Annotated in this window: 10 protein-coding genes and 2 pseudogenes; 7 read left to right on the top strand and 5 right to left on the bottom strand. The window is 65.5% G+C overall.

The window, feature by feature from the left end; genetic code table 11:
• Positions 1-48 precede the first annotated feature (48 nt).
• Positions 49-1,155 carry an aldose 1-epimerase gene (locus tag JYK05_RS10950; RefSeq protein WP_206467028.1) on the top strand — a complete coding sequence of 369 codons (1,107 nt, stop codon included), beginning with the start codon at positions 49-51 and terminating at the stop codon, positions 1,153-1,155.
• A 131-nt stretch (positions 1,156-1,286) separates the two neighbouring features.
• Positions 1,287-2,099: an orotidine-5'-phosphate decarboxylase gene (gene pyrF, locus JYK05_RS10945; protein ID WP_206467027.1), complete on the top strand. Its 813-nt coding sequence runs from the start codon at positions 1,287-1,289 to the stop codon at positions 2,097-2,099.
• Between the two features lie 93 nt (positions 2,100-2,192).
• On the opposite strand, the gene JYK05_RS10940 is transcribed toward pyrF, so the two are convergent.
• From JYK05_RS10940 to thiL, 3 genes are read right to left on the bottom strand one after another with little or no spacing between them, the layout of a single operon-like run.
• Positions 2,193-2,693: a CinA family protein gene (locus tag JYK05_RS10940; RefSeq protein ID WP_175945071.1), complete on the bottom strand. Its 501-nt coding sequence runs from the start codon at positions 2,691-2,693 to the stop codon at positions 2,193-2,195.
• 31 nt (positions 2,694-2,724) lie between these two features.
• Positions 2,725-3,270 carry a phosphatidylglycerophosphatase A gene (locus JYK05_RS10935; RefSeq protein WP_206467026.1) on the bottom strand — a complete coding sequence of 182 codons (546 nt, stop codon included), beginning with the start codon at positions 3,268-3,270 and terminating at the stop codon, positions 2,725-2,727.
• Positions 3,260-4,249 (bottom strand): thiamine-phosphate kinase, encoded by a 990-nt coding sequence (thiL, locus tag JYK05_RS10930; RefSeq protein ID WP_206467024.1) that lies wholly within the window; start codon positions 4,247-4,249, stop codon positions 3,260-3,262. The genes JYK05_RS10935 and thiL overlap by 11 nt, the downstream gene beginning before the upstream one ends.
• A 250-nt stretch (positions 4,250-4,499) precedes the next feature.
• Here thiL and JYK05_RS10925 point away from each other — a divergent pair, with 250 nt between their 5' ends.
• From JYK05_RS10925 to JYK05_RS10915, 4 genes and pseudogenes are all read left to right on the top strand, one after another.
• Positions 4,500-6,794: an NADP-dependent malic enzyme gene (locus tag JYK05_RS10925; protein ID WP_206467023.1), complete on the top strand. Its 2,295-nt coding sequence runs from the start codon at positions 4,500-4,502 to the stop codon at positions 6,792-6,794.
• 417 nt (positions 6,795-7,211) lie between these two features.
• The gene (locus JYK05_RS10920) at positions 7,212-7,694 is read left to right on the top strand and encodes a ribonuclease domain-containing protein (protein ID WP_206468282.1); all 483 of its coding nucleotides are present in this window, start codon (positions 7,212-7,214) and stop codon (positions 7,692-7,694) included.
• A 15-nt stretch (positions 7,695-7,709) separates the two neighbouring features.
• A pseudogene (locus JYK05_RS26645) lies at positions 7,710-7,817 on the top strand (barnase inhibitor); the annotation flags it as partial.
• A 69-nt stretch (positions 7,818-7,886) separates the two neighbouring features.
• Positions 7,887-8,282: pseudogene (locus JYK05_RS10915) on the top strand (barstar family protein); the annotation flags it as partial.
• 97 nt (positions 8,283-8,379) lie between these two features.
• Here the strand turns inward: JYK05_RS10915 and JYK05_RS10910 are convergent.
• Together JYK05_RS10910 and JYK05_RS10905 are read right to left on the bottom strand one after the other, a co-directional pair.
• Entirely contained in the window at positions 8,380-9,117 is a 738-nt protein-coding gene (locus JYK05_RS10910; protein WP_206467022.1) for a 16S rRNA (uracil(1498)-N(3))-methyltransferase, read from the bottom strand.
• Positions 9,118-9,166: 49 nt separating this feature from the next.
• The gene (locus JYK05_RS10905) at positions 9,167-9,580 is read right to left on the bottom strand and encodes a glyoxalase/bleomycin resistance/extradiol dioxygenase family protein (RefSeq protein ID WP_206467021.1); all 414 of its coding nucleotides are present in this window, start codon (positions 9,578-9,580) and stop codon (positions 9,167-9,169) included.
• Positions 9,581-9,967: 387 nt separating this feature from the next.
• Here JYK05_RS10905 and tkt point away from each other — a divergent pair, with 387 nt between their 5' ends.
• Positions 9,968-12,019: a transketolase gene (tkt, locus tag JYK05_RS10900; RefSeq protein WP_206467020.1), complete on the top strand. Its 2,052-nt coding sequence runs from the start codon at positions 9,968-9,970 to the stop codon at positions 12,017-12,019.
• The last annotated feature ends 11 nt before the right edge of the window (positions 12,020-12,030 follow it).

Genomic DNA, 12,030 nt, shown 5'->3' with positions numbered 1-12,030 from the left:
CCGGCCGCGGCCGCGCCGGGTTTTTCGCCTCTCGATGGAGCACAGGTCATGACGGTTGCGCGCAATGAGCAAAGGGTGAATAGGCCGTCCGCGTCCACGGCGCAGGCGAACGCGCGCCGTTCGCGGCTCGCGGCCGCCGCCGAACCGCCGATCCGGCCGGGGCCGAGCACGGCGGTCGTCGCCATTGGCGGCGCGGCCGTCGAAGGCTGCATCACGCTCGCGAACGCGCACTTGAGGCTCGATGTCGCGCCGGCGCTCGGCGGCGGCGTCACGCGTTTCGACTGGCGTCACGAAGGCGCCCTCGTGCCGATTTTCCGGCCGTGCGCCGAACCGGGCCCGGACACCGATCCGAACCAGCTCGCGTGTTATCCGCTCTTGCCGTATTCGAACCGCATCGGCAACGGGCATTTTCGATTCTCCGGACGCGCCATCGACGTGCCGCGCAATCGCCCGGATGAGCCGCTGCCGCTGCACGGCGACGGCTGGCTCGGCGCGTGGACCGTCGAAGAAGAAGAGGCGACTCGCGTGCGGCTTGCGTTCGAGCGCAGCGACGGCAAGCCGTACTCGTTTCGCGCGTCGCAGACGTATGCGCTCGACGAAGCTACGCTCGTCGTCACGCTCGACGTGCAAAACACCGGCGACGAGGCGCTCCCCTTCGGTCTTGGCTTGCACCCGTTTCTGATGCGCGAAGCCGATACGGAGCTTTCGGCGGCGGCGGGCGGACTGTGGCTTTGTGGCGACGACTGGCTTCCGGTGCGCCATGTGCCCGCGCCGCCCGCGTGGCAATTCGGCGTCGCGTATCCGATGCCGTCCGAAATGGTGAACAACGCGTTCACCGGCTGGAGCGGACGCACGAGCGTGCTCTGGCCGAGGCGCCGTCTATCGCTGACGATTGCCGCGGACACCGATTACTACGTGCTTTATGCGCCACCGGGCGAGGACTTCTTCTGCTTCGAGCCGGTCGATCATCCGATCAACGCGGTGAACCTGCCGGGCGGCGGCGAGGCGAACGGCATGACAGTGCTCGCGCCCGGCGAGCGGCTTTCGCGCGAGTTCCGCTTCACCGTCGAGCGCACCGGCGAGGCCGCGCGCCGCGGCCGGCCGCGCACGCGTGCGGGAGCGAAGGCGCGAGGCCGCGCGGCGCTCGCGCGCTGAACGCGCCAAACCCGCCAAACCCGCCAAACCCGCTGAACGCGCCGAACGCGCCGAACGCGCCAAACGCCCGAACAGGAAAGCGATGCCGCGCACGTTAAAATGCGTGGCATCCCTTTCCGCCGATTTTTCCCATGTCTTTCATCCAGTCGCTCAACGCCGCGTGGTCGCGCACGCAATCGCTCCTGTGCGTCGGCCTCGATCCCGAGCCGTCGAAGTTTCCCGGCGCGCTCGCGGGCCGCGCCGACGCGATCTTCGAGTTCTGCAAGACCATCGTCGATGCCACCGCGCCGTACGCGTCGTCGTTCAAGCCGCAGATCGCGTACTTCGCCGCGCATCGCGCGGAAGATCAGCTCGAAGCGCTGATCGCGCATATCCATGAAAAGCACGCGGGCCTGCCGGTCATTCTCGATGCGAAGCGTGGCGATATCGGCAGCACGGCCGAGCAATACGCGAAGGAAGCGTTCGAGCGCTACAAAGCGGACGCCGTGACGGTGAATCCGTACATGGGTTTCGATTCCATCGAGCCGTATCTCGCGCATGAAGGCAAGGGCGTGATCGTGCTGTGCCGCACGTCGAACGCAGGCGGTTCCGACCTGCAATTCCTGACGACGGACGGCAAGCCGCTGTATCAGGTCGTCGCGAAGCTCGCGGCCGAGAAGTGGAACGCGAGCGGGCAACTGGGGCTCGTCGTCGGCGCGACGTTTCCGAAGGAAATCGAAGCGGTGCGTGGCATTGTCGGCGACATGCCGCTGTTGATTCCGGGCATCGGCGCGCAAGGCGGCGATGTAGAAGCGACCGTCCGCGCGGGCCGCACGGCGAATGGCACGGGCATGCTCATCAACTCGTCGCGCGCCATTCTGTACGCCGGCAAGAGCGACGATTACGCGAACGCGGCGGCCGAAGCCGCGAAGAAGACGCGGGATACGATCAACGCGTATCGGTGATGAGGGCGGCGCGGGTTATCGCTCGCGCTGATTCAGGAAGCGGAGCCGTTTCTCGCAGCGCACGTCTAAGAAGCCAATGCGAGCGGCGCAAATTCACCGTTCCCGCTGTTCCAAAAACTCCAGCAACTTCCTCAAAGCGTGCGCCGCCGCCTGCGTGCGCACCTGCTCGCGGTCGCCCTTGAAATGCTGCGTCTCGAACGCGGTATGCAGGCGATTGCTCCACGCAAAGCAAACCGTGCCGACCGGCTTCGCTTCGCTGCCGCCGGCGGGACCGGCGACGCCCGTGATCGACACCGAAACCTGCGCGCGGCTGTTGCGCAGCGCGCCTTCGGCCATGGCTTTCGCGACCGGCTCGCTCACCGCGCCGTGCTGCTCGATCAGCGCGGCCGGCACGCCGATCATCTCCGTTTTCGCCAGATTCGAATACGTGACGAAGCCGCGCTCGAACCACGCGCTGCTGCCCGAGATATCCGTGATCGCGGCCGCCACCATGCCGCCCGTGCACGATTCGGCGGCGGCGAGCATCAGCCGTTCGTCGCGCAGCTTGTTGCCGACGCGGATCGCAAGTTGATGAACGACGGTATCGGTTGGCATGGCGGTGTCTCGCAGACAAAGGAGTGAAACGTCACACGGTCATGCGCCACAGCGCAATCACGAGCAGGCTGAAGAACGCGGCGACGAGATCATCGAACATGATGCCAAAGCCGCCTTTCAGATGGCGGTCGAAATAGCGAATCGGCGGCGGCTTCACCATGTCGAAGAAGCGGAACACGATGAACGCCCACAACTGCCCGGTGAACGTCGCGGGCGTCACGACCAGCAGCACGAGCCAGAACGCGACGATCTCGTCCCACACGACCGGCGACGGGTCCGCGACGCCCATCTTCTTCGCGGTGAAGCCGCAAAACCAGCATCCGGCGATGAAGCCGACGGCGATCAGCGCGCCCCATTCCGCCACGGTCAAATGCCGGTTGAGCGGCACGAACGACGCCCACGCGAAGAGCGTGCCGACCGTGCCGGGCGCAATGGGCGAAAGGCCGCTGCCGAAGCCGAGCGACAGAATGTGCAGCGGATGCGTGAGCATGAATCGCGCGCTCGCCTTGCGCGGTTTGGAGGGAGACGGCGAACGCGGCGGCGCGGATTCGCTCGCGGCGGTGGGGTCAGTCTGCATGAAAGTGATCGAAGCCTTGCAACGTCAGGGAAAGCGGCGCGCCCGCGCCGTCGCGCCAGGCGATGGCGGGCGCGCCCGCGGAGTCGATTGTACCGATGCGCGTGAGCGGCACGCCCACCCGCTCGCCGATGCGCGCCACCGCATCGCGCGCCCCGCGCGGCGCCGTGAAGCAGAGCTCGTAGTCGTCGCCGCCCGCGAGCGTGCACTGGCGGCGCGCGGTTTCGGGCATCGCGCGCACCGCGTCGGAACACGGCACGGCGTCGGCATCGACTGTTGCGCTAACGCCCGAGCGCGTGAGGATGTGCATGAGGTCGCCCGCGAGGCCGTCGGAGATATCGAGCGCCGCGTGCGCGATGCCGGCGAGCGCGAGTCCGAGCGCCACGCGCGGCTCCGGGCGTTCGAGCGCCTGCTTCCATGCCGATGCACTCGCTTCGTCCGGCGCGCGCCATTCGTCGCGCAGGACGCCCAGGCCAGCGCGGGCATCGCCGAGCACGCCCGACACGTAGATCTCGTCGCCGGGTCTTGCTGCGTCGCGCCGCAGCGCCGCGCCGTGCGCAACATCGCCGAATACAGTGATGCAGATGTTGAGCGGCCCGCCCGTCGTGTCCCCGCCGACGAGCGCGCAGTCGAAGCGTTCGGCCAATGCGAACATGCCGTCGCTGAACGCGGCGAGCCACGCTTCATCGGCGCGCGGCAAGGCGAGCGCGAGCGTGAACGCGTGCGGCTTCGCGCCCATCGCGGCGAGATCCGACAGATTCACCGCGAGCGCCTTGTGACCGAGCGCGTACGGATCGACCTCGGGGAAAAAGTGTCGGCCGGCGACGAGCATGTCCGTCGAGATCGCAAGCTGATGGCCGGCGGGCGGCGCGATCAGCGCGCAGTCGTCGCCGATGCCGAGCGGCGCGTCGCCTTGTCTCGGCGAGGGCGCTTTGGCGCGGCGGGCGAAGTATCGATCGATCAGGGAGAACTCGGAAAGCATCGTCGGGGAAGCGGTTATTTGTGCGGTGCAAGAGAAAGACGGCGCGGCAACGGCTGCGCCTCCAAGCGCCGCCGCACGTCTCGAAAAAACGGAATGATGTGTCGAAAGCCTTGCCCAGCCGGGCGATCAGGCGTTCTCCGGTCATGGCACTTGTAGCCGAATTGCATGGACTGCGCGTAAAAGCGGGGCTTGATTGGCGCTACAATGCGTTCGAGGTTCCATTCTAATTCCCGCACTGCTAGCCCGCCTTATGACGACTCCCGCCAATACGAAGTTGCGCGAAGCCGCGCTCGATTATCACGAGTTTCCGACGCCCGGCAAAATCGCGATCGCCCCGACCAAGCAGATGATCAACCAGCGCGACCTTGCGCTGGCCTACTCGCCGGGCGTGGCGTTCGCATGCGAAGCGATCGTCGAAGACCCGCTGAACGCCGCGCGCTTCACCGCGCGCAGCAACCTCGTCGGCGTCGTGTCGAACGGCACGGCGGTGCTCGGGCTCGGCAACATCGGGCCGCTCGCCTCGAAGCCGGTCATGGAAGGCAAGGCCGTGCTCTTCAAGAAGTTCGCCGGCATCGACGTGTTCGATATCGAGCTGAACGAAAGCGACCCGCACAAGCTCGTCGATGTGATCGCCGCGCTGGAGCCGACTTTCGGCGGCATTAATCTGGAAGACATCAAGGCGCCGGACTGCTTCATCGTCGAGCGCGAGGCGCGCAAGCGCATGAAGATTCCCGTCTTCCACGACGACCAGCACGGCACGGCCATTGTCGTCGCGGCGGCCATCACGAACGGCCTGAAGGTGGTCGGCAAGAACATCGGCGAAGTGAAGCTCGTCGCGTCCGGCGCGGGCGCGGCGGCGCTCGCGTGCCTGGATCTGCTCGTCGATCTCGGCATGAAGCTCGAGAACATCTTCGTGACGGATCTGGCCGGCGTGGTCTTCAAGGGCCGCGTCGAACTCATGGACCCGGACAAGGAACGCTTCGCCCGCGAAACCAGCGCGCGCACGCTTGCCGAAGTGATCGAAGGCGCGGACGTGTTCCTCGGCCTCTCGGCGGGCGGCGTGCTGAAGCAGGACATGGTGAAGGGCATGGCCGCGAAGCCGCTGATTCTCGCGCTCGCCAATCCCACGCCGGAAATCCTGCCGGAACTCGCGTTGGAAGTGCGCCCGGACGCGGTGCTCGCCACCGGCCGCACGGACTACCCGAATCAGGTCAACAACGTGCTGTGCTTTCCGTTCATCTTCCGTGGCGCGCTGGATGCCGGCGCGACGACCATCACGAAGGAAATGGAAATCGCGGCAGTGAACGCGATCGCCGAACTCGCGCGCCAGGAGCAGAGCGATATCGTCGCGACGGCGTATGGCATTCAGGACTTGTCGTTCGGGCCGGAATATCTGATTCCGAAGCCGTTCGATCCGCGTCTCATTGTGAAGATCGCGCCCGCGGTGGCGAAAGCCGCGATGGAATCCGGCGTGGCCACGCGTCCTATCGAAGACATGGACGCGTACGAGCAGCACTTGCAGCAGTTCGTCTACCACAGTGGCACGACGATGAAGCCGGTGTTCCAGCTCGCGCGCAGCGTGGAGCCGGAGAAAAAGCGCATCGTGTTCGCGGAAGGCGAGGAAGAACGCGTTCTGCGCGCCGTGCAGATCGCCGTGGACGAGAAGATCGCGAAGCCCATTCTCATCGGCCGTCCGGCGGTCATTCAGCAGCGCATCACGAAGTTCGGCCTGCGCCTTACGCCGGGCGTCGATTTCACCGTGGTCGACACGGACCACGACGAGCGTTATCGCGACTTCTGGCAGACCTATTACGCGATGATGGCGCGCAAGGGCATCAGCCAGCAAATGGCGAAGCTGGAAATGCGCCGCCGCACCACGCTGATCGGTTCCATGCTCGTGAAGAAGGGCGAAGCGGACGGCATGATCTGCGGCACGGTGAGCACCACGCATCGGCATCTGCACTTCATCGATCAGGTCATCGGCAAGAAGGACGGTTGCAACGTCTACGCGGCGATGAACGCGCTCGTGCTGCCGGGCCGCCAGATTTTTATCGTCGATACGCATGTGAACGTCGACCCGACGCCGGAGCAGCTCGCCGAAATCACGATTCTCGCGGCGGAAGAAGTGAAGCGCTTCGGCATCATGCCGAAGATCGCGCTCTTGTCGCATTCGAACTTCGGTACGAGCAACGCGCCGACCGCGCAGAAGATGCGCGACGTGCTCGCCATCCTGAAAGAGCGCGCGCCCGATCTCGACGTGGACGGCGAAATGCACGGCGACGTGGCGCTGGATGCCCGTCTGCGCAAGGAAGTGCTGCCCGAATCGACGCTCGAAGGCGACGCGAATCTGTTGATCCTGCCGAACATCGACGCGGCGAACATCTCGTACAACCTGCTGAAGACGGCAGCGGGCAACAACATCGCGATCGGGCCGATCCTGCTCGGCGCGGCGAAGCCCGTGCACGTGCTGACGGCTTCGGCGACGGTGCGGCGCATCGTGAATATGACGGCGTTGCTGGTGGCGGACGCATCGGCGGCGCGCTGATTCTCGCTGGATGTAATCCCCGACGCGGCGGATCTTCCCGCCGCGTTTTTTTTCGCCCAAAAAAAACGTGCCGCGAATGCGGCACGCTGGGGCAATAGCAAGGGGGAAGTTTGCTGTTCCCTAAAAGCGCAGGGCGTCCGGCATGGAGCGCATGCCGTGAAACTGGCGACAAGTGAGGCGGCTTGTCCAAGGGTTTCGATTCCCAGCGCTCGAAATTATTATCTTGCGCAGTTGAAATGTCTCTCAGATTTGGGCTAGATATAGCTGCCGTTTCTCCACAAACTGGTGCATGCGCCCGCGAAGTTGAGAAAAAATTTCCGAAATCCCGCCGAACGTTGCTTCGGTTTGGCATTAGCGATACCCTTACATCTTTCGGGGTTGTCGCATTTTTCGGTTCATCGCGGGGACAATCGTTTCGTGAAGCGCGCTACGGCACTTGCCTGCATCGTCGCACTCGGCGTCTTTCTGGGCGGCTGCGGCAAGGACGAATCCCGAAGCGCGGCAGACACGGTCATGCCCGCGAAGCCGGCGAATCAGGCCGATTCGGCGAAGATCCCGCCGGAGGCCAGCCGGTCGTCCGCAGCGCAGGCCGGCCAAGCGCGTAACGACGACTTCGCGACCGTGACCGTCGCGCAGTTGCCGAAACAGGCGGTCGAGACACTGCAGTTGATCCAGGCGGGCGGGCCTTTCCCTTACGAGAAAGACGGCGTCGTGTTCGGCAACCGCGAACGCTTGCTGCCACGGCGCGCGCGCGGCTACTACCACGAATACACAGTCCCCACGCCGCGAGCGCGGGATCGCGGCGCACGCCGGATCGTATGCGGCGGCCCCAAGCGGCAGATCGACGATTGTTACTACTCGGACGACCACTACGCCAGTTTTAAACGCATTGCGGGATAACGAGGGATTAACGGCATGAGCGACAACATCTACGCGCACGACAACGGCGTCGCGGGTGATTTTTTCGCAACCGGCGACGGCAACCTGTTCCAGCGAGTATTGCGGCTACGCATGACAGAACACGACAACAGACCCGATGACGAGCCGAATCCGAACCTGCATCCGGCGGCGCATCCGCAGGACGAGTCGGAGTCTCTGTTTGCGACGGTGCGGCCGAACATCGTGCAGTCCATCCGCGCGTTTCGCGTGCAGGAACTCGCCGACGAGGCCAACCGCCTCGGCCAGCATTTTCTGTATGCGTATCTCGGCCAGGCGCAGAGCAAACAGGAAGTGCTCGAAACCATCGCGACGTCGTTCCTGTTTCCGAAGCACTTCGGCAAGAACTACGACGCGCTCTACGACTGTCTCACCGACCTCGTGCACCGCGCGGGTTCGCAGCCGGGCTTCGTGATCGTGCTGGAGCAGTTGCCCATCGCGCAGAAGTTCGACAAGGAAGGGCGGGAAACGCTGCTCGATGTGTTCCGCGATGCCGCCGAATTCTGGGCCGAGCGGCGCGTGGCGTTCCGCGTGTTTTATTCTTTCGTCTGAGTTCGTTTGCGTTCGTTTGCGTTCCTTCGATCGCGTCAGCGGTTAGCAGAACAGCCCGTCATCGGGCTGTTTGCTTTTGTGGCGGCCGGGCGCGGATTCACCATCCGCCCCAGCGCGCGGCCAGCGCCGCGAGCACCGCGATTCCCGCCGTTTCCGTGCGCAGCACGCGCGGTCCGAGGCCGAGCGCCGCGAAACCCGCCGCGACGATCTCGCTTTCTTCTTTCGGCGAAAAGCCGGCTTCCGGACCGATCACCAGCGTGACGCGGCCGCGCGGCGGTTCCGAGGGCAGCGCGGCGAACGACACATCGGCGCGAGGCGAAAGCAGCAGGCGAAGGTCGCCATCCGCAGCGGCTGGCAATGACGCCAGCCACGCGCTCAGGTCGCGCGGCGCGGCCACTTCCGGCACGCGATTGCGCCCGCATTGCTCGCACGCCGCGCGCGCGAGCGCCTGCCAGTGCGCCTGACGCCGCAGCGCGCGCTCGCCGGCGAGCCGCACGACGCCGCGCTCGGCCGTGAGCGGCACGATCTGCGCGACGCCCAGTTCCACCGTCTTTTCGATCAGCCAGTCCATCTTGTCGCCGCCCGCGACGCCCTGCGCGAGCGTCACGCGATACGGCGGCTCCGCTTCGCGTTCGCTGTGCGCGTCGATGCGCGCGAGCGCCGCGCGTTTGCCGATCTCGACGAGCACGCCGTGATACTCGCCGCCGGTGCCGTCGAAGAGCGTGATCGCGTCGCCGTTCTGCAAGCGCAGGACGTGCACGTGGCGCACGACGTCGTCGGGAAGAGACATGGTCTGGCCCGCCGCGAGCGGGCCGTCAACGAAAAAGCGTGGCATGGAGATCGATCACGGACGCTCGGTCCGCGGATAGCGCCTTGCGGCGAGTTCAACGAAGGTGGCGCGCAATCGCCCAGCGATAGCCGTCCGGGTCTTCGATTTGCGCGAAGCGGTCGCCCCAGAACTGGTCTTGCGGCTCGATGAGCGCCTTTGCGCCGACGGCGAGCGCCTGCGCGAAGGTGGCATCGACATCGTCGACGTAGAGATAGAACGACTGCGGCGCCATCTGGCCCGCGCTCTTCGGCGTGCGCGCCTGCGATCCGTACGCGCCCTCCGGCGCGAACATCAGAATCAGTTGCCCGCGATACGTCATCTCGACGTGGATGATGGTGCCGTCGTCGTTCACGCTGTCACGTACCGCGAAGCCGAACGCCTTCTCGTAGAACCCGATGCTCACGCGCGCATCGCGCACGGTGAGATAGGGCGTGAGCCAGGGGACGTCGGCGGGGCGAGGGTCAGTCATCGAAAGCACTCCTTGAAGCCTTTTGCTCGTACCAGTGAGGGGCATTTTGCCATGAGGCGCGAACCGCCCGCGGCGCGACGCCGCCTGATGACGCGATGAACGGCTTCGCCCGGCTGCACGGAACATGCCCGCGAACGCTGGAAGCCGCACGTTCGGCGCCGTGTCGCACGCCTGTCGATCGGACCGGTCTGTTAGAATGACCGCCTCCCGATCCTCGTCGTTTCTCGTCGTTCCGGTACTGAAAACGCGGTGTGCCGCGGGTCCGGCGTCCGGTGCGAAGTACCGGTCAGACGCAGCGTCAAGAAGCACCGTGGATCATTTCAGCACTGCTTCGACGTACTGCCTCGACGCACTGCCTCACTGCTTCCGTAGCCGCCGACACCCGACATGACGATCCCGACTTCCAGCCCGACCGCCCTCATGGCCAACGCAATTCGCGCGCTCGCCATGGATGCCGTGCAACAAGCCAACTCCGGTCACCCCGGCATGCCCATGGGCATGGCCGAGATCGGCGTCGCGCTGTGGTCGCGCCATCTGAAGCACAACCCGTCGAATCCTCACTGGTTCGACCGCGATCGTTTCGTCCTGTCGAACGGTCACGGCTCCATGTTGCTGTACGCGCTTTTGCACCTCACCGGCTACGACCTGCCGATGAGCGAGATCAAGAACTTCCGCCAGTTGCATTCGAAGACGCCGGGCCATCCCGAAGTGGGCATCACGCCGGGCGTCGAGACGACCACCGGCCCGCTCGGCCAGGGCGTCGCCAACGCGGTCGGCATGGCGCTCGCCGAAGCGCTGCTCGCCGCCGAGTTCAACAAGGCCGACGCGAAGATCGTCGACCACCACACGTACGTGTTCCTGGGCGACGGTTGCCTGATGGAAGGCATCTCGCACGAAGCCTGTTCGCTCGCGGGCACGCTGAAGCTGAACAAGCTGATCGCTCTGTACGACGACAACGGCATTTCCATCGACGGCCACGTCGAGCACTGGTTCCACGACGACACGCCGAAGCGCTTCGAGGCGTACGGCTGGAATGTGATTCGCGCCGTGGACGGCCATGACGTCAACGCAGTCGATGCCGCCATCGCGCAGGCGAAGCAATCCGACAAGCCGACGCTCATTTGCTGCCGCACGGTCATCGGCAAGGGCGCGCCGACGAAGGCGGGCGGTCACGATGCGCACGGCGCGCCGCTCGGCGGCGACGAGATCGCGGCCACGCGCGCGGCCATCGGCTGGCAGTACGAGCCGTTCGTGATTCCGCAGGAAGTCTACGCAGCGTGGGACGCGAAGGAGCAGGGCGCGCGCGTCGAAGGCGAGTGGAACAAGGCGTTCGACGCCTATCGCGCGAAGTACGCCGAACAGGCCGCCGAATTCACGCGCCGCATGAAGGGCGAACTGCCCGCCGACTGGAACGCGAGCGCCGCGAAGATCATCGAGGACGCGAACCAGCGTGCGGAAACGGTGGCGACGCGCAAGGCATCGCAACAAGCCATTGAAGGCCTCGCCGCCGCGCTGCCGGAACTGCTCGGCGGTTCGGCCGACCTGACCGGCTCGAATCTCACGAACTGGAAGGCGTCGAAAGCCGTGCGCGCCGCCGGCGACGCGGAGAACGCCAACGCGGGCCATGCGGGCATCCAGTGGGGCAATCACATCAATTACGGCGTGCGCGAATTCGGCATGAGCGCGGCCATCAACGGCATTGCGCTGCATGGCGGCTTCCGTCCGTTCGGCGGCACGTTCCTGACCTTCTCGGACTACAGCCGCAACGCGCTGCGCGTCGCCGCGCTGATGAAAGCGCGGTCGATCTTCGTCTTCACGCACGATTCCATCGGCCTCGGCGAAGACGGTCCGACGCACCAGTCGGTCGAGCACGTCTCCAGCCTGCGTCTGATTCCGCAGTTGCAGACGTGGCGCCCGGCGGATACCGTGGAAACGGCCGTCGCGTGGACGCATGCCATCGAGCACGAAGGCCCGTCGACGCTCATTTTCAGCCGCCAGAACTTGCAGTTCTCGCCGCGCAACGACATTCAGATCGCGAACATCGCGAAGGGCGGTTACGTGCTCGTCGACTGGAACGACGACATTCCCGCGCGCAAGATCATCCTGATCGCGACGGGATCGGAAGTGCAACTCGCGATGCAGGCCGTCGAGGCGCTCGCGAAAGAAGGCATCGGCGCGCGCGTCGTCTCGATGCCCTGCACGAACCTCTTCGACAAGCAAGACGCCGAGTACCGCGAGCGCGTGCTGCCGAAGGGCGTGGCGCGCGTAGCGATCGAAGCGGGCGTGACGGATTTCTGGCGCAAGTACGTGGGCCTCGAAGGCGGCGTGGTCGGCATCGACACGTTCGGAGAGTCCGCGCCGGCCGGTGCGCTCTTCAAGCACTTCGGCTTCACGGTGGAGCACGTCGTCGAAACGGCGAAGGCCGTTCTGGCCGCGTAAGCAACCGCGTG

The organism is Caballeronia sp. M1242, from assembly GCF_017220215.1.
In the GTDB taxonomy this organism is placed as follows: domain Bacteria; phylum Pseudomonadota; class Gammaproteobacteria; order Burkholderiales; family Burkholderiaceae; genus Caballeronia.
Note: the sequence above shows the minus strand (reverse complement) of the source record. Positions and strands in the feature narration are given on the sequence as shown.